The sequence below is a fragment of the Arthrobacter sp. R1-13 genome, assembly GCF_054161475.1.
This window is the reverse complement of sequence record NZ_CP096420.1, coordinates 3,137,180-3,153,818: the sequence shown is the minus strand read 5'-3', so window position 1 is coordinate 3,153,818 and position 16,639 is coordinate 3,137,180. Positions and strand designations below refer to the sequence as shown.

The following is a 16,639-nucleotide window of genomic DNA, read 5'->3' as shown; positions in this document are numbered from 1 at the left end:
GCGCCTAATAATTCAGGATTCCGTGCCACAGTACTAATCACCGTTGACCACGCGTCCCGGTCGGAAGGAATATCGCATGACTAACAGCCTCAGCCCAGAACCGATTCCAGCTGCGGGACCAGATGGAATCCGGGGCGCGGTGGTTCTGGAAGTCCGCGACCTCAGCGTTGACTTTGGTGTGGAGAAGAAGTGGGTGCCCGCAGCAATCGGACTTAACTATGAGGTCAGGGCTGGCGAGGTCCTGGCTATCGTGGGCGAGTCCGGTTCCGGGAAGAGCGCCAGTTCGATGGCTTTGCTTGGACTTCTTCCCAGCAACAGCAGGGTTTCAGGAAGCGTGAAGCTCTCCGGTAAGGAACTCCTGGGCTCAAACGCCGCTAATATCCGGGCAGTCAGGGGTAAGGACGTCGCGGTAATCTTCCAGGAGCCCATGACGGCCCTCAACCCGGTCTACACCGTGGGCGTTCAGATCGTGGAAACGATTCGGCTGCACAATGAGGTATCACCTGACCAGGCGCGTGAGCAGGCCTTGCGCATGCTGGAGCTGGTTGAGCTGCCCGACCCCGAGAAGGCTTTCAAGTCCTATCCCCACCAGCTGTCAGGCGGACAGCGGCAGAGGGCCATGATCGCCCAGTCATTGTCATGCGACCCCAAGCTACTGATCGCCGATGAGCCCACAACGGCCCTTGATGTGACGGTGCAAGCGGAAATCCTGGATCTCATGCGGCATCTGAGGAACAAGCTGGACAGCGCCATTGTGCTCATCACCCACGACATGGGAGTGGTTGCTGATCTCGCCGACAGGATTGCGGTGATGCGCCGGGGTGTCATAGTGGAATCCGGCACGGCAGAGCAAATCTTTAATAACCCCCAACACCCCTACACCCAGGCACTTCTGGCCGCGGTGCCCCATCTTGGGCAAGGGAGCGCAGACGAGGGCGAAGTGGACGTCACAGCCGCCTTGGCAGCCGCAACTCACACAGAACTTACGTCCGTCGATCCTGTGGAACTCGTCCGCAGGGAACGCGAGAACGCTGCTGCCCTTGCTGCCGCAGAGGCGGCCAGGCCCAAGGGTGATCCCGTACTCGAACTGACTGACGTCGCCATCGAATACCCCAAACAGGGACGGGTTCCGGCTTTCAGGGCAGTGGAGGGTGCCAACTTGGTCATCTATCCCGGCCAGGTGGTGGGTCTGGTGGGCGAGTCCGGCTCAGGTAAGACAACCATCGGACGAGCTGCCGTCGGACTCTTGCCTGTCGCGGCGGGAACCATGCGGGTGGTGGGAGAGGACATCTCTGCCGCCAAGAAGAACGGAAAGCAGCTGCACCACGTGCGCCGCCATATCGGCATGGTGTTCCAGGATCCTTCGTCTTCCTTGAATCCCCGCCTTCCAATCGGCGAGAGCATCGGCGAGCCGATGTTCCTTGCGGGGGAGGCCAAGGGGTCAGCCTTGCAGAAACGGATCGAGGCTCTGCTGGACCAGGTGGAACTGCCTCGTGACTACCGCAACAGGTATCCTCACGAGCTGTCCGGCGGCCAGAAGCAACGAGTGGGCATTGCCAGGGCACTGTCCCTTAAACCCAAGCTCATGGTGGCGGATGAGCCGACGTCGGCCCTCGACGTTTCGGTGCAGGCGAAGGTTTTGGAGCTTTTCCAGAACCTGCAAAAGGAACTCGGGTTCGCCTGTCTCTTCGTGACGCACGACCTGGCGGTGGTGGATGTCCTGGCAGACAGGATCTGCGTTATGCAGCGCGGACGGATCGTGGAACAGGGAAGCCGGGACCAGATTCTTCGCAACCCGCAGGAAGCCTACACTCAGAGGCTTCTCGCCGCCGTTCCGTTGCCTGATCCTGAGAAGCAGCGCGAGCGAAGGGAATTGAGGGCTCAGTTGGCAGGGATCGAGTAGCAGGAAACCGCTGAGGGTCGGGACGCCGGCCCTCAGCGCGACGCCGACCCTCAGTCAAACTCCGGACCCGGCTCCTCGCCTGGCTGGGGGGCCTGAATGTGCAGTTGGGCCAGACGTCCCGCCAGCAATTGGGCGAGGGCCCTGTGGCCCTGCGCGTCCATGTGCACTTCGTCGGACATGTATTTGGAAAGGTCATAACGCGTCAACCAGTCGCCCGCACTCACGAACGGCAGCGAATGTTTGGCGGCCACGCGACCCAGCAGCGCGTCTACCTCTGTGCGGCGGCCTCCCCCATGTCCGGCTCCCTTGGCCAGGGTGCCGATCATAACCATTGCCGCATCCGGGTACCTCTGCTTCAAGGCAGCTATCAGGCGCTCAGCATTGGCAACGATCTGGGCGTCGGTTGCTCCTTGCCGCGCATCGTTGCCACCACCTTCGATCACCACCAGGGGAAGTTGACCGTATGGCAGTGTCCACTCGCCTCGGTTCAAGGCCTCAATATAGTTTCCGAACCTTCCGTTGGAGGCCACGAAACCAGTTCCGCCCCTGCCGCAGAAGACCACTTTGTAGCCGACGGCGGCTAGCCCGGTACGCGGCCAGGAATTGGAGGGTTCAGACTGGGAATCGCCAATGAGCAATACCGTGCGGCGCAGATCGGCCACGATGACTTCATTCTGGCCAGTGGCCGGGTTCAGATACAGCGAGCCGGGAGCTAACGTTGCCGGATTGGGGAGGGCCCTGCCGGTTGCCGCGAGGCCGGGAGCCTTGCCTGCGTCCGCGCTCGCTGACCCTGCTGTTGGGCCGGTCTTCGGGCCAGCCTCCGCTGTCGCGGTGGGCCCGGGTGACGTTGTCCCTGACGCCGGGTGTGAATGGCCTGATCCCGGCCTGTCAGCGCCTGATTTAGCGCCAGAGGGCGCTTCGGCGGCGCTGGCGGCCCTGGCTGCGCCCGCGGTGTCAGATGGCGCTGGTGGCTGTCCGCAACCACTCATGATCAGGCCTAGAGCAACCATCGGCACGGCGAAGCGGTACAGAGCCGTGGCAATTCGCATCGATGGTCTCCGGACTTCCTTGCTGGTAACACAGTCATCATGGGCTATCAAGTCAGGAAAATCCAGTGACTTTAGGTTCATGTCTGCAACGCTCTGTTCACGATTTGGTCACGGTGCCACAGAACTGCTTTTCGTTTTTTAGGCCAATAAATGCACGTTCGACTAGACTGGCTATAGGTGCCCTGTGCAAAGGGCCTGATCTGTCGTGCGTTCCGATTGGAAATGTCGCGATACTACAGCTGACTTCACCATCGAATCGAGCCATTACGCATGTCTGAAACCACCACCAAAACCGCCGCAAACACTGCCTCGCGCAGTGATCTGCGCAACGTCGCGATCGTGGCCCACGTTGACCACGGCAAGACCACCCTGGTCGACGCCATGCTCAAGCAGACCAACTCCTTTGCCGAGCACAACCACCTCGAAGACCGCGTCATGGACTCGGGCGACCTGGAGCGCGAAAAGGGCATCACCATCCTCGCCAAGAACACGACGGTGGCATACAACGGCCCGTCGTCCAAGGGCGAGACCATCACCATCAACGTGATCGACACCCCGGGGCACGCTGACTTCGGCGGCGAGGTCGAGCGTGGCCTGTCCATGGTTGACGGCGTTGTGCTCCTCGTTGACGCCTCCGAGGGCCCCCTCCCGCAGACGCGCTTCGTGCTGCGCAAGGCCCTGGCCGCTCACCTTCCCGTCATCCTGCTCGTCAACAAGACGGACCGCCCCGACGCACGGATCGATGAAGTCGTTCACGAGTCCATGGACTTGCTGCTCGGCCTGGCCTCAGACCTCGCCGACGAAGTGCCGGACCTGGACCTGGACAAGATCCTCGAAGTTCCTGTTGTCTACGCGGCAGCCAAGGTTGGCCGTGCTTCCCTCGAGCAGCCCGCAGATGGCACGGCCCCGGAAAACGAAGACCTGGAGCCGCTGTTCCAGACCATCATCGAGCACATCCCGGCACCGACCTACAACCCGGACGGTGTCCTGCAGGCGCACGTCACCAACCTGGATGCCTCACCGTTCCTCGGCCGCCTCGCCCTGCTCCGTATCTACAACGGAACCCTCCGCAAGGGCCAGACCGTTGCCTGGGCACGTGCCAACGGCGAGCTCAAGAACGTCAAGATCACGGAACTCCTCGCCACCAAGGCCCTGGACCGCGTTCCCACCGAGTCCGCAGGCCCGGGTGAAATCGTCGCCGTCGCCGGTATCGAGGAAATCACCATCGGTGAGACCCTCACCGATGCCGAGAACCCGCAACCGCTGCCGCTGATCACCGTGGACGATCCCGCGATCTCCATGACCATCGGTATCAACACCTCGCCGTTGGCCGGCAAGGTCAAGGGTGCCAAGGTCACCGCCCGCCAGGTGAAGGACCGCCTGGACAAGGAACTGATCGGTAACGTCTCCATCAAGGTGCTCCCCACCGAGCGTCCGGATGCTTGGGAAGTCCAGGGCCGTGGCGAGCTCGCCCTGGCGATCCTCGTGGAGCAGATGCGCCGCGAAGGCTTCGAATTGACGGTCGGCAAGCCCCAGGTAGTCACCCGTACGGTCGATGGCAAGATCCACGAGCCGATGGAGCACATGACCATTGACGTGCCCGAAGAATACCTCGGCGCTGTTACCCAGCTCATGGCAGCCCGTAAGGGCCGGATGACGAACATGGCAAACCACGGCACCGGCTGGTGCCGCATGGAGTTTATTGTTCCCGCGCGTGGCCTCATCGGTTTCCGTACCAAGTTCCTCACGGACACCCGTGGTGCCGGCATCGCCGCCTCCATCTCCGAGGGCTACGAGCCGTGGGCCGGCCCCATCGAATACCGCACCAACGGTTCGATGATCGCCGACCGTGCAGGCGTCGTGACACCCTTCGCCATGATCAACCTCCAGGAGCGCGGCTCCTTCTTTGTGAAGCCCACTTCTGAGGTTTACGAAGGAATGATTGTCGGCGAGAACTCCCGCGCCGATGACATGGACGTCAACATCACCAAGGAAAAGAAGCTCACCAACATGCGTGCGGCTTCCTCCGACACCTTCGAGAACCTGACGCCGCCGCGCGACCTGACCCTCGAAGAATCCCTCGAATTCGCCCGCGAGGACGAGTGTGTTGAAGTGACCCCGGATTCCATCCGTATCCGCAAGGTCATCCTGGACACCAACGAGCGTGCCAAGGCCAACCGCGCCCGCGCCAAGGTCTAACAAGGCGAGGTCTAGACAGGCCAAGCTCTAACAAAGCAGCAATACCAGAAACTGCCGGTACGGCAGGCGGCTCCGCCGTCGTCGTACTGGCAGTTTTCTTTTTGTCGCTTTCAGTCGGCGGACGGATCCCGGTGGTGGGCAATCATCAGCGACGTGGCCTCGCCGTCGTCGTCCGGTGGCAGTTCCGTGTATTCCTCCAAAACGGCCTTCAGTTTTGCCAGCATTTCGCCCCGGCGTTCGGCGTTGAACTTCACGCCCAGCCGCCACACTTCCATGTCGGCCGGCGGCAGGCCCTTGGTCTCCTGCAGGAAGGTCTCTATGAGGATGGGGGATACGTTCGGCACGGGTGTCCGCCACGATTCCTTGCTGGAAATGTAGGGAACCTCGGTGGCTCCGCGCTTGCCTTTCCTTCGTTCTTCCGTGAGCAGCAGGCCGGTCCGCACAAGGATTCGCACATGGTGAAGGCTCGATGCAGGATTGATGTCCAACAGTTCGGCTATTTCCTTGTTGGTCCGCGACTGGTGAAGGCACAAGCGCAGGATCCGCAACCGCAGCGGGGAGTTTAATGCACGCTCCCTTGCCGCCAGATCCGCTTCCGTGCCCTCATTATCCATAGTGGCTAGTGTAGTCAGCCACTGAGCGGCTGCAGAAGCGGTTAGACAGCCGAACGGGCGCCCCGTCGGGGCGGCGCAGGGGGGACTTCCTTCGCCGCCACCACAAGGGCAAGGGGGATAACGACGTCGGTGCGTCGGGTGCGCACCGTGCACTCCCCGCCGGTGACGGAAACGACGTCTCCCAGGGCATCAGTGAGTCCCCCCTCGATCCTGTACCGGACCACAACCCGCGTTCCGGGGGCTGTGCCGGCGAGGAAGTCCTGGGGCGTTTTCAGTGGGGAGGTCACCCCTTCATCGTAAATCGCCCCGGCAGTATGACGTTCCGCTACGTTCGCGCCAAAGGCTGGGAGATAATAGGCTCGGAAGTCGATAGGTCCGGCGTGCGCGCCGGAAGCACTAACTGGCAGGATTGCCGGAACCAACGTGGAGAGGCAAAGGGACGTGACGTACGTAATCGCGCAACCGTGTGTAGATGTAAAAGACAAGGCATGTATTGAGGAGTGCCCCGTCGATTGCATCTACGAGGGTGAGCGGTCCCTCTACATCCACCCCGACGAGTGCGTGGACTGTGGCGCCTGCGAACCGGTGTGCCCTGTTGAGGCGATCTACTATGAGGACGACACCCCGGATGAGTGGGCCGACTACTACAAGGCCAACGTCGAGTTCTTTGACGACCTCGGTTCGCCTGGCGGAGCGGCGAAGGTCGGTAACACCGGTAAAGACCACCCCATGATCGCGGCCCTACCGCCGCAGAACCAAGACCACTAAGGGCGGACGCGCCAGTGACCTCTGCCCTCCGCAGCTTTGGCCTCAGCCTTCCCGACTACCCGTGGGAAGCCATGGCGCCCTACCTCGCCACGGCGGCAGCGCATCCCGGGGGAGTGGTGAATTTGTCCATCGGCACTCCGGTGGACGGCACTCCGGCCCTGATCCAGGAAGCCCTGCGCCGCGCTGCGGACGCTCCCGGCTACCCCACGGTCCATGGCACCCAGGGACTGCGGGAAGCGATCTCAGGCTGGTTCGAACGGCGCCGTGGCGTTCCCGGACTGGATCCCCGGGACGTGATGCCCACGGTTGGCTCCAAAGAACTCGTGGCCTGGCTCCCTTTCCTTCTGGGACTCAGGTCCGGCGACGTCGTCGTGCGTCCTACTGTTGCCTATCCCACCTATGACATCGGCGCCACATTCGCCGGAGCTGTTCACATCGCAGCGGACGATTTGGACGAGCTAGATGCCGCCACACGTTCCCGTGTGCGGCTGATCTGGATAAACTCGCCCGCCAATCCCACCGGCAGCGTCCGGGACGTTGCTTCCCTCCGAAAGATTGTTGACCAGGCCCGGGAGATCGGCGCCGTGGTTGCCTCCGACGAATGCTATGCGGAACTGGGCTGGGATGAGTGGGACCTCCAGCTGGGTGGGGAAGCCGTGCCAAGCATCCTGGATCCACGGGTTTCCGGCGGCTCCAACGAGGGTCTGCTGGCTGTCTACTCGCTGAGCAAGCAGTCGAATCTCGCGGGCTACCGGGCAGCTTTCATTGCCGGCGATTCGGCCATCATGGCCAACCTGGTTAACAGCCGCAAGCATGCCGGCATGATTGTGCCCTATCCCGTCCAGGAAGCAATGCGGGTCGCGATCGGGGACGACTCCCACGTGCAGGTACAAAAAGACATCTACCGGTCACGCCGGCAGCGGATAGTCCCGGCACTGAAGGAATTCGGCCTGGAGATCCAGGAATCCAAGGCCGGCCTCTACCTCTGGTGCACTGCCGGGGAGGCCACGTGGGATACGGTTGGGAGGCTTGCGGAGCGGGGAATTGTTGTGGGCCCCGGCGTCTTCTACGGCGATGCGGGCCATGGCTACATCCGTGTGGCGCTGACCGGAGCGGACGACAGGATCGACGCCGCAGTTCAGCGACTCTCCGTAGTGCCGTAACAATCATGTGACTCGTGCCACAACTGGCCGGGTTTGAGGCAGTTTCGTGAGGATCGGATTAGTACCACCTGCGCAGGGGCGGTACTTTTTAACTGAATATCAATGGTGGCTTTCTACAGGAAGGCAGCCCGGCTGTTGGAAACCTGCGTGTGCAGCGACCGCGGACGGTCCCACCTGATGTTGGATCAAGCTTTCTAGAGAGGCCCAGAGGCCTCATGAAGGGGACTCCATGACTGAGACCACCAGTACTGAGACCACCAGCGCAGTCCTGCGCCATGCGGGCGGCGAACTCGAACTGCCCCGCATCAAGGTTGTAGAAGGAAACGAAGGCTACGACGTTTCCCAACTGCTCAAGCAGACCGGGGCCGTTACGTTTGACCCCGGCTTCATGAACACAGCCGCTACGACGTCGGCCATCACCTACATCGATGGTGACGCCGGGATCCTGCGGTACCGCGGCTATCCCATTGAGCAGCTTGCCCAGCACTCAAGCTTCCTCGAGGTTTCCTACCTCCTGATTTACGGCAACCTGCCCACGCCCACCGAGCTGGATGGTTTCGACCAGAAGATCCGCCGCCACACGCTGCTGCACGAGGAGCTAAAGGGCTTCTTCGGCGGCTTCCCCCGTGACGCCCACCCGATGCCCGTGTTGTCATCGGCCGTGTCTGCACTCTCCACCTTCTACCAGGACTCCCTGGATCCGTTCAACGAAGAGCAGGTGGAACTCTCCACCATCCGCCTGATGGCCAAGCTCCCGGTCATCGCGGCCTATGCGCATAAGAAGTCCATTGGCCAGCCGATGCTGTACCCGGACAACTCAATGAACCTGGTGGAGAACTTCCTGCGGCTCAGCTTTGGCCTTCCGGCTGAGCAGTACGAGCTGGATCCCGTCATTGCAAAGGCCCTGGACCTGCTCCTGATCCTGCATGCGGACCACGAACAGAACTGCTCCACCTCCACGGTGCGCCTGGTGGGCTCCTCCAACGCCAACCTCTTCGCTTCGGTGTCTGCTGGCATCAACGCGCTCTTCGGCCCTGCCCACGGCGGTGCCAATGAAGCCGTGCTGAAGATGCTCAAACAGATCCAGGCCGATGGCATCAAGCCCGAGGACTACATGGAGAAGGTCAAGAACAAGGAAGACGGCGTCCGCCTCATGGGCTTCGGACACCGTGTCTATAAGAACTACGACCCCCGGGCCAAGATCATCAAGGCTACGGCGCACGAAGTTCTGAGCAAGCTCGGCGGCAACGACGAACTGCTGGATATTGCGATGCGCCTCGAAGAGAAGGCGCTTGGCGATGACTACTTCATCCAGCGAAAGCTCTACCCGAACGTGGACTTCTACACAGGCCTGATCTACAAGGCTATGGGCTTCCCGGAGAAGATGTTCACGGTGCTGTTCGCGATCGGCCGCTTGCCCGGCTGGATTGCCCAGTGGCGCGAAATGATCAACGACCCCAACACCAAGATTGGCCGTCCGCGCCAGCTGTACATTGGCGAGCCCGAGCGCAACTACCCGGCCCGCTAATCCCCACCGGCTCCCAAACCTCGCACGCTCGGTTCGGGCCCACCGCGGTGTGGGCCCTCCCGCCGGCTCCGGTGCAGGCTCTATCACCCGCTAGGACGACGACGGCGGCCGCTCACCTTCACGGGCGAGCGGCCGCCGTCGTACTTTAACCGACGCTAGGAGTTGTAGCCCTGCGGGTTGTTCTTTTGCCAGCGCCAGTGGTCTTCGCACATCTGGTCGATGGTCTTGGTGGTGGACCAGCTCAGGTCGGCCAAGGCTGACGTTGCGTCGGCCCAGAAGGCGGGGAGGTCCCCTGCCCGCCGGCCCGTGATCTCATACGGGATTTCCCGTCCGACGGCCTTTTCAAAGGACCGCAGGACTTCAAGCACGGATGAGCCCTTGCCTGACCCGAGGTTCCAGCGGAAAACGCCGGCCCGTTCCGCGATGTGGTTCAGGGCTGCGAGGTGCCCCTCGGCCAGATCGACGACGTGGATGTAGTCACGCAGGCAGGTCCCGTCAGGGGTGTCGTAGTCGCCACCAAACACCATGAGCTTTTCCCGCCGGCCCACTGCGACCTGGGCTATGAACGGCACCAGGTTGTTGGGAATGCCCTGCGGGTCCTCACCAATCCGGCCGGAGGGATGGGCGCCCACCGGGTTGAAGTAGCGAAGCAGCGCAATGTGCCAACGGTCATCAGCGGACCCGAGGTCAGAGAGAATGTCCTCGATCTGCTCTTTGGTGCGGCCGTACGGGTTGTTGGCACCGATTTCCATTTTTTCGACATAGGGAATCTCGTTGTGCTCGCCGTAGACAGTTGCGGAGGAGCTGAAGACGATGGAGCGCACGTCGTGGCGGTCCATGGCACGGATGAGGTTGAGCGTTCCCACCAGGTTGTTGTAGTAGTACTTAAGGGGCTCCTGAACTGATTCACCAACAGCCTTCAGACCCGCAAAGTGGATGACAGCGTCTATATTCTCTTGGGCGAAGACGGCGTTGACAGCGTCTTCGTCCACCAGATCCACTTCGTGGAAGGCTGCCTGCTTGCCGCTGAGCTCAGACACCCGCCGCAAGGCTTCCTCACTGGAGTTCGCCAGATTGTCTATGACCACAACATCATGGCCTGCCTCCTGAAGGGACAGGACCGTGTGCGAACCGATATAGCCGGTGCCGCCAGTTACCAGAATTCTCATGGCTCCACGCTATCCCAAATTGCCTCACCCCCGACGAACGGCCGGAAGTGCTACGCCAGGTGCCGCCCGGTGCCCCATGGGCGGGTGCCAGCACATGTGTGCTAAATAGGACTGGTGCCCAAATACGTAGATGCCGGCCTGCGACGGCAAGATGTGGTGGAAGCAGTATTCAGGATTATCGCCAGTGATGGCCTTGAGCGCGCATCGCTGCGGGAAGTTGCGGAGGAAGCCGGCCTTGCAGTGGGCTCGGTCCGCCACTATTTCTCCAGCAGCGAAGAGCTGCTGATCCATTCGTTCGGAGTAGTGGTGGACCGCATCACCAGCCGCCTCGATAAAGCAGCTCAGGCCGTAGCGGCATGCACCCCAGCCACCAGCGAGCATAGGTCGGCCGTGTTAACCCTTCTGGGCCAAATCCTTCCGCTCGATGAGGAGCGGGCTGTGGACAGCTGTGTCTGGCTCGCTTTCAAGAACGCTGCCCGGATCAGGCCCTTCCTGGCTCCGGAGGCTGACAGGAGTCACCGTGCCATTGCTGCCGCTATGGGTCGATTGGTCATGGAGCTGATCGCACCGCCGTCGGACGTCGACGGCGGCACTACCGGCGGTACGAATAGTCAGCGCGGCGGCGACGCTGTCGATCGGCAGGTCCTCGTTACGGAGGCTGAGCGCTTGCTTGCCATGCTCGAGGGCCTGAGCATGCACGCGCTGCTCCAGCCGGAGTGGATGACGGCACAGATGTGCCACGAGGTCCTGGAGGCCCATCTGGATACACTTGCCGCTCCCGCCAAAGGCCATTAACGCCGCCCTGTATCGGGAATACACTGGGACGGGGAGACCTAACATCAAGGGAGGCCATTCGGATGCATCAGACAGGCGGTCCCGCCTGGGGGATCACCATGGACACCTCAGGTCCCATGCTCATTGCCCTCTATGTACGGGATGCCGCAGGGCTTGATGGTGCCGGCCGGCCTGCCCTTTCGCATGCAGCCCCAAAGGTTCACCGGGCGAACCACAATCACCTCACTGCCGATGTCGGCGGGATCAGCGCACTCAAGACCGAGTGGGAAGCCTGGTGGGAGAAGCTGCTGAGATCACACCCACAGATGACGCCGGACCTGACTCCTCCTTCCTTCGAGGCGTTCGCCAATTCACCTGCCCTCCAGCGCGTCCTGCAGGCACATTTTGGCGGCGCGCTCAGCTGGGCGCGTGAACGCCGAAGCGACTACGCCACCTTGGAAGCCGAACGGGAGGCGGGTGGCGCCTGCCAGCTCCTCGGCGACATCGTGGAAGACAGGCTGATGGAGGTGGGCAGGGAGTCGAGGGATTTCAACCTGACCATTATTGAGTTGCCGCTTGACGAGCCGCGGGCATGGTACCTGGAGCCCGACAAAATAGTGATGAGCCAGGACCTCTTGTCCCACCCGGACACGTTCAGGAGCTACGTCCAGCCCGTCGTGGAGATGCTTGCCTGATTACGGCTGGACTGCTTACGAGGCGTCCTGGGCAGCAATGGTGATCGAGACCTGACCGTTTGCGGCAGCGCTTGGCTGCCAGCCACTCCGCGATTCTCTCAGCCAGCTGTACCCCGCGACGTCGACTGCCGTCAGGGAGCGCAGCTTGGCATTGGCCACGGCCCATTGGGCAATGGCCCATGCCTGGCTGTCACTTGACTGGACCACCAGGACGGAACCCTCAACGGACGCTGGAACGTCGCCGAAGGTGGAGGTCAGTTCGTCAAGCACTGCTTGCGGATCACCGGCTTCTTCCGGGGCGCGCAGGGTGCAGTCGAGCGCAGCGGTGGACTGCCCCGTCAAAGCAGAAGCAAAGGCCCTCGCCATGCCCTCATGTTGGGCGTAGGCGCGGGGAAAGGCAGAGCGCTGTACCTGCTGGGCGGCGGCTGTAATTTCGAGCCCCTCGTAGTCCGGGACCTTGACCAGGGCAGCGTAGAAGGCTCCACTGGCGTAGTGCGGATCCATGACTTGCTCTTCGGTTCCCCAGCCTTGGGTGGGCCGCTGCTGGAACAGGCCCCGGGAGTCGGGTCCTGCCTCGTCTCCATACCTGATGTTGCGCAGCTTGGATTCCTGCATGGCGGTAGCCAGGGCAATCGTTGCTGCGCGTGGCGGAAGGCCTCGCTCAACAGCCTCCCCGGAAATCAATGCCGCATTAGCGGCCTGGTCTGTTGCCAGCTCCGCGCGCTGGGAGCCGGCAGTGGCCGTGCAGCGTTCGACGATCACATTTTCTGAACGCTGCACTATGGACAGGGCGATGTAGATGCCGCCACCCACAAGGGCCAGTGCCAGCACCAGCACTAATGCGCGGCGACGGCCACGTCTGTGTGCCAAGAAGATGCTCCCTCAGGCCCTTCGGGGCCGGTCCAGGTGATGCGCGGTGAGTTGCTGCTGTTTCTTAGGGATTGTTGCCTCAGTTGGCGTGCAGGGCCTCGTTGAGTTCGACAGTTTGTCCCTTGCGGGGGAGTACCTCCACTGCGCCCGTGGCCGAATTCCGGCGGAACAGAAGGTTTGGGACACCGGAAAGTTCCACCGCTTTGACAACCTTGCTGGTGTCCTCGCCGTCGGCGTCCTTGGCGCCAACTACGCGCACCCGGGTTCCCGCTGTGACATAGAGTCCGGCTTCCACCACTGAATCGCTGCCGATGCTGATCCCGACGCCGGAATTGGCACCCAGGAGGACCCGCTCGCCCAAGGCAATCTTTTCCTTCCCGCCACCCGACAGGGTGCCCATGATGGAGGCGCCGCCGCCCACATCAGTGCCGTCTCCGGCAACCACTCCCGCTGAAATACGGCCTTCGACCATCGAGGTACCCAAGGTACCCGCGTTAAAGTTCACGAAACCCTCGTGCATAACAGTGGTCCCTTCGGCGAGGTGGGCACCCAGGCGCACGCGGTCGGCGTCGGCTATGCGCACGCCACTGGGGACAACGTAGTCCACCATGCGCGGGAACTTGTCCACTCCATAGACGGTCACGGCGCCACGTCGGCGGAGTTTGGCCCGCGTGAATTCGAATCCATCGACTGCTGCAGGTCCGAAGTTGGTCCAGACGACATTCGGCAGCTTGCCGAAGACGCCGTCGAGGTTGATCGTGTTCGGTTGAACCAAACGGTGTGACAGCAGGTGCAGCCGCAGATACGCGTCCGCAGTGTCAGCAGGGGCTTCGTCAAGGTCAATCTGGACGAAGACAACCTTCTGCTCGGTTCCTCGATCCGGGTCTGTTCCGCCGGCAGCGATCTCGGCCAGGACACCATCCGCGTTGGCCACATCCCGGAGATGATCGGCTGCAACTCCCAAGGCCGGCTCCGGGAACCAGACGTCCAGCACAGTGGAATCACCGTTGCGGGTGAAGATGGTGGCCACTCCATAGCCATGGGCGGAACGGGCGGCAGAGGGCACGGCGGAATCAGCAACGGTTTCAGTCATGGCCCCAGTGTATCGAGAGCTGGGCGCCGGACTCGAACTAGACTGTCACCGTGACTGCTCAAACCACTCCAGTGTCCTTGCCTGCTCCCTTGAACCTGCGCCAGGATGTTGCGCTCCTCACAGCGGCCCTGATCGACATTAACAGTGTGTCCGGCAACGAGAGGGCTTTGGCGGATGCCGTTGGGGCCGCGCTGCTTAAGATTCCCCAACTCCGGCTGGTCCGTGACGGAGATTCGATCATCGCCCGCACCGAGCTGGGCCGTCCTGAGCGCGTTATCCTGGCGGGCCACCTGGACACTGTTCCGCTTCCCATCACAGAGGGATCCTTGGGGACTGTACCGTCGACGTGGGTGTCCGGCACACCGGGCCAGGGCGTCCTCTACGGGCGCGGGACCACGGACATGAAGGGCGGGGTTGCTGTGCAGCTCGCCCTTGCGGCGTCAATGTTCGACGACGGCGCGGAGCCCAACAAGGACGTGACCTTTGTCTTCTATGACCATGAGGAAGTGGAAGAGGCTAAGAGCGGCCTCGGGCGCCTGGTGCGGAACCACGGCCATCTTCTCGACGGAGACTTCGCGATCCTCCTTGAACCAACTGATGGAACCGTCGAGGGCGGCTGCAACGGGACGTCCCGTTTCGAGGTGACCACCATAGGCGAGGCAGCCCACTCGGCGCGGGCCTGGATGGGCAGGAACGCAATCCATGCCGCAGCGCCCATTCTGGAGAGGCTCGCCGCGTATCAGCCTGCAACAGTCACGGTGGATGCCCTGGACTACCGCGAGAGCCTGAACGCTGTAAAGATCCGTGGGGGCACTGCGGGCAATGTCATTCCCGATCGGTGTGTGGTTGAGATTAACTACCGCTTTGCGCCCGACAAGTCCCTGGACCAGGCAGAGGCACACGTTAGAGAGCTGCTGTCGGGCTTCGACGTGGTCCGCACGGACGGGGCCCCGGGAGCGCGGCCGGGGCTGACGCACCCCGCCGCTGCCTCCTTCGTGGCTGCCGTCGGGGCTGAGCCGAAGCCGAAGTATGGCTGGACAGACGTCGCCCGCTTTAGTGCCCTGGGGATACCGGCAGTGAATTTCGGCCCTGGAGACGCACTGCTGGCGCATAAGGACAACGAGCATGTTGAGGCGGAAGCCATACGCGAATGCCTCCGCGCCTTGCGGACCTGGCTCGCATAAGGCCGTCCAAACTTCGCCGGCTACGCAAAAGGGAGGGGACGAACCGCAGTGTGCGGTTCATCCCCTCCCTTTTGAACGTCCTGAGTCCTTGGTGTCCGGACTTTAAACGCCCGGCCCCGCTTGACCTACCTGGCCGGCTTCAGCTTTTGCGGGGTCGGCCTTGGCCACGCCGCCGGCGGCCTTCGTCGTACCGCGGCGCTCAATCCAGTTGGCAATGCGCGAAACGCAGAGGTTGATCAGGATGTAGATGGCGGCAGCCACGAAGAAGATCGGGAACAGGAATTCGGTGCCCAGGAAGTCGGCCATGACCTGTACCGCCCGGAGGAGTTCGCCGTAAGCCACGATGTAACCGAGTGACGTGTCCTTGAGCAGGACCACGAGCTGGGCCACCAAGGACGGCATCATGCGCCGGATTGCCTGCGGAAGCTCAATGATGAGGCGTGACTGGAAACTCGTCAGGCCTACTGTGAGCCCCGCCTCGCGCTGGCCCTTGGGCAGGGACTGGATACCGGCGCGGATGATCTCGGAGAAAACGGCGGAGTTGTAGAGGATCAGGCCAGCTACCACGGCAATGAAAGGGCTTGTGCCGAATACCAGCAGCACAAACAGCATCATGAGGACAACAGGCATACCACGCAGGAACTCCAGGAGAACCCGTGTCGGAATTCTGATCCAGGCCACGTCCGAAATTCGGAGGAGGCACAGCGCCAGCCCCAATGGGAAGGCAATAACGGCGGCAAGGGCGGCAGCGCTCAAAGTGGCGCCGATGCCGTCACCGATCAGCGCCCAGACCTGCGGGTTCTGGAAAATGGCCCAGCGCTGTCCTTCGAAAATCCCCTGATTTGCCAGGACTGTGATGGCGCCGGCCAAGAGCAGGGCAATCAGGACGATTCCAATGATTGAACCTAAAAGCGAAATGCGGCGGGCTTTTGGTCCGGGGACATCGTAGAGAACGGAAGTCATCGTGCGATCGCCACCTTTCGTTCGACGGTGCTGGCCAATATGCCCAAGGGAACGGTAATAAGCAGGTAGAAGAACGCAACACCGATCAGCACCAGCATGACCTGGTCACCATTGGCGTTGGCAAGCTGGCGCCCGTAGCCGAAGAGTTCGAGGACAAAGAATGCGCCGGCAACGGAGGAGTTCTTGACCAGCGCGATCATGATGTTGATCAACGGCGGCACAACGGAGCGGACCGCCTGGGGAAGGACGATCAACGAGAGCACCTGGGAGAACTTCATGCCCACACTTCGGGCGGCTTCTGCCTGGCCGATCGGAACGCTGTTGACACCGGAACGCACCGCTTCGGCCACGAAGGCGGCCGTGTAGGTGCTGAGGGCGATGATGGCCGCAACCTCGAACTGCTGGAAAGTGACCCCCAGCCGGGGCAGCACAATGGCGGCGAAGAAGAAGGCAATGGTCAGCGGGGTGTTACGGACTATCTCCACATACGCCATGCTGAAACCCCGAAGGGCTGCGATGGGGGAGACCCTGGCCGCGGCGAGGAGCGTGCCCACTACAAGGGCGATCAGTCCGGACACCACCGACAGGAAGAGGGTTCTGAGAAAGCCTTCCCCGTAGAGAGGCAGGCTTTCGATAATAACGTCCATGGGATCCTTCAGCTGCGTCG

General features: G+C 62.1%; 16 protein-coding genes. 8 read left to right on the top strand and 8 right to left on the bottom strand.

Features of this window, described 5'->3' with window-relative positions:
* The first annotated feature begins 76 nt into the window (after window positions 1-76).
* The gene (locus M1D88_RS14560; protein WP_458111509.1) at window positions 77-1,903 is read left to right on the top strand and encodes an ABC transporter ATP-binding protein; all 1,827 of its coding nucleotides are present in this window, start codon (window positions 77-79) and stop codon (window positions 1,901-1,903) included.
* A gap of 50 nt (window positions 1,904-1,953) precedes the next feature.
* Here M1D88_RS14560 and M1D88_RS14555 read toward each other — a convergent pair whose 3' ends face one another.
* Window positions 1,954-2,952: an SGNH/GDSL hydrolase family protein gene (locus M1D88_RS14555; protein WP_458111508.1), complete on the bottom strand. Its 999-nt coding sequence runs from the start codon at window positions 2,950-2,952 to the stop codon at window positions 1,954-1,956.
* Between the two features lie 270 nt (window positions 2,953-3,222).
* Here M1D88_RS14555 and typA point away from each other — a divergent pair, with 270 nt between their 5' ends.
* Window positions 3,223-5,151 carry a translational GTPase TypA gene (gene typA, locus M1D88_RS14550; RefSeq protein ID WP_458111507.1) on the top strand — a complete coding sequence of 643 codons (1,929 nt, stop codon included), beginning with the start codon at window positions 3,223-3,225 and terminating at the stop codon, window positions 5,149-5,151.
* A 110-nt stretch (window positions 5,152-5,261) separates the two neighbouring features.
* On the opposite strand, the gene M1D88_RS14545 is transcribed toward typA, so the two are convergent.
* Entirely contained in the window at window positions 5,262-5,765 is a 504-nt protein-coding gene (locus M1D88_RS14545) for a helix-turn-helix domain-containing protein (RefSeq protein WP_458111506.1), read from the bottom strand.
* Window positions 5,766-5,806: 41 nt separating this feature from the next.
* On the bottom strand, window positions 5,807-6,052 hold the full coding sequence (locus M1D88_RS14540) for a putative acetyltransferase (RefSeq protein ID WP_458111505.1): 246 nt from the start codon (window positions 6,050-6,052) through the stop codon (window positions 5,807-5,809).
* 154 nt (window positions 6,053-6,206) lie between these two features.
* On the opposite strand from M1D88_RS14540, the gene fdxA reads away from it, so the two are divergent.
* The 3 genes from fdxA (at window position 6,207) to M1D88_RS14525 (ending at window position 9,224) form a co-directional block, all read left to right on the top strand.
* The gene (gene fdxA, locus M1D88_RS14535; protein WP_050685972.1) at window positions 6,207-6,533 is read left to right on the top strand and encodes a ferredoxin; all 327 of its coding nucleotides are present in this window, start codon (window positions 6,207-6,209) and stop codon (window positions 6,531-6,533) included.
* Between the two features lie 14 nt (window positions 6,534-6,547).
* Entirely contained in the window at window positions 6,548-7,696 is a 1,149-nt protein-coding gene (gene dapC / locus M1D88_RS14530) for a succinyldiaminopimelate transaminase (protein ID WP_458111504.1), read from the top strand.
* Between the two features lie 229 nt (window positions 7,697-7,925).
* Window positions 7,926-9,224: a citrate synthase gene (locus M1D88_RS14525; RefSeq protein WP_458111503.1), complete on the top strand. Its 1,299-nt coding sequence runs from the start codon at window positions 7,926-7,928 to the stop codon at window positions 9,222-9,224.
* Window positions 9,225-9,379: 155 nt separating this feature from the next.
* Here M1D88_RS14525 and galE read toward each other — a convergent pair whose 3' ends face one another.
* The gene (galE, locus tag M1D88_RS14520) at window positions 9,380-10,393 is read right to left on the bottom strand and encodes a UDP-glucose 4-epimerase GalE (protein WP_458111502.1); all 1,014 of its coding nucleotides are present in this window, start codon (window positions 10,391-10,393) and stop codon (window positions 9,380-9,382) included.
* Window positions 10,394-10,507: 114 nt separating this feature from the next.
* On the opposite strand from galE, the gene M1D88_RS14515 reads away from it, so the two are divergent.
* Window positions 10,508-11,188, top strand: a complete 681-nt coding sequence (locus tag M1D88_RS14515; protein WP_458111501.1) for a TetR/AcrR family transcriptional regulator — start codon at window positions 10,508-10,510, stop codon at window positions 11,186-11,188.
* A gap of 62 nt (window positions 11,189-11,250) precedes the next feature.
* On the top strand, window positions 11,251-11,862 hold the full coding sequence (locus M1D88_RS14510; RefSeq protein ID WP_458111500.1) for a hypothetical protein: 612 nt from the start codon (window positions 11,251-11,253) through the stop codon (window positions 11,860-11,862).
* A gap of 15 nt (window positions 11,863-11,877) precedes the next feature.
* Here the strand turns inward: M1D88_RS14510 and M1D88_RS14505 are convergent, their stop codons facing one another.
* Window positions 11,878-12,732, bottom strand: a complete 855-nt coding sequence (locus M1D88_RS14505; RefSeq protein ID WP_458111499.1) for a hypothetical protein — start codon at window positions 12,730-12,732, stop codon at window positions 11,878-11,880.
* Window positions 12,733-12,811: 79 nt separating this feature from the next.
* Entirely contained in the window at window positions 12,812-13,825 is a 1,014-nt protein-coding gene (dapD, locus tag M1D88_RS14500) for a 2,3,4,5-tetrahydropyridine-2,6-dicarboxylate N-succinyltransferase (protein ID WP_458111498.1), read from the bottom strand.
* A gap of 50 nt (window positions 13,826-13,875) precedes the next feature.
* Here dapD and dapE point away from each other — a divergent pair, with 50 nt between their 5' ends.
* Window positions 13,876-15,009 carry a succinyl-diaminopimelate desuccinylase gene (gene dapE, locus M1D88_RS14495; protein WP_458111497.1) on the top strand — a complete coding sequence of 378 codons (1,134 nt, stop codon included), beginning with the start codon at window positions 13,876-13,878 and terminating at the stop codon, window positions 15,007-15,009.
* Between the two features lie 102 nt (window positions 15,010-15,111).
* On the opposite strand, the gene M1D88_RS14490 is transcribed toward dapE, so the two are convergent.
* The gene (locus M1D88_RS14490; protein ID WP_458111496.1) at window positions 15,112-15,972 is read right to left on the bottom strand and encodes an amino acid ABC transporter permease; all 861 of its coding nucleotides are present in this window, start codon (window positions 15,970-15,972) and stop codon (window positions 15,112-15,114) included.
* A complete protein-coding gene (locus M1D88_RS14485) occupies window positions 15,969-16,619 on the bottom strand; it encodes an amino acid ABC transporter permease (RefSeq protein WP_458111495.1) in 651 nt (216 codons plus the stop codon). Before M1D88_RS14485 ends, M1D88_RS14490 begins: the two co-directional genes overlap by 4 nt.
* Window positions 16,620-16,639: the final 20 nt, after the last annotated feature.

Excerpts from the sequence above, each read along its gene's own strand:
- M1D88_RS14560 (WP_458111509.1), top strand. The coding sequence starts at position 77 with ATGACTAACAGCCTCAGCCCAGAACCGATTCCAGCTGCGGGACCAGAT.
- M1D88_RS14555 (WP_458111508.1), bottom strand. The coding sequence starts at position 2,952 with ATGCGAATTGCCACGGCTCTGTACCGCTTCGCCGTGCCGATGGTTGCT.
- typA (WP_458111507.1), top strand. The coding sequence starts at position 3,223 with ATGTCTGAAACCACCACCAAAACCGCCGCAAACACTGCCTCGCGCAGT.
- M1D88_RS14545 (WP_458111506.1), bottom strand. The coding sequence starts at position 5,765 with ATGGATAATGAGGGCACGGAAGCGGATCTGGCGGCAAGGGAGCGTGCA.
- M1D88_RS14525 (WP_458111503.1), top strand. The coding sequence starts at position 7,926 with ATGACTGAGACCACCAGTACTGAGACCACCAGCGCAGTCCTGCGCCAT.
- galE (WP_458111502.1), bottom strand. The coding sequence starts at position 10,393 with ATGAGAATTCTGGTAACTGGCGGCACCGGCTATATCGGTTCGCACACG.
- M1D88_RS14510 (WP_458111500.1), top strand. The coding sequence starts at position 11,251 with ATGCATCAGACAGGCGGTCCCGCCTGGGGGATCACCATGGACACCTCA.
- dapD (WP_458111498.1), bottom strand. The coding sequence starts at position 13,825 with ATGACTGAAACCGTTGCTGATTCCGCCGTGCCCTCTGCCGCCCGTTCC.
- M1D88_RS14490 (WP_458111496.1), bottom strand. The coding sequence starts at position 15,972 with ATGACTTCCGTTCTCTACGATGTCCCCGGACCAAAAGCCCGCCGCATT.
- M1D88_RS14485 (WP_458111495.1), bottom strand. The coding sequence starts at position 16,619 with ATGGACGTTATTATCGAAAGCCTGCCTCTCTACGGGGAAGGCTTTCTC.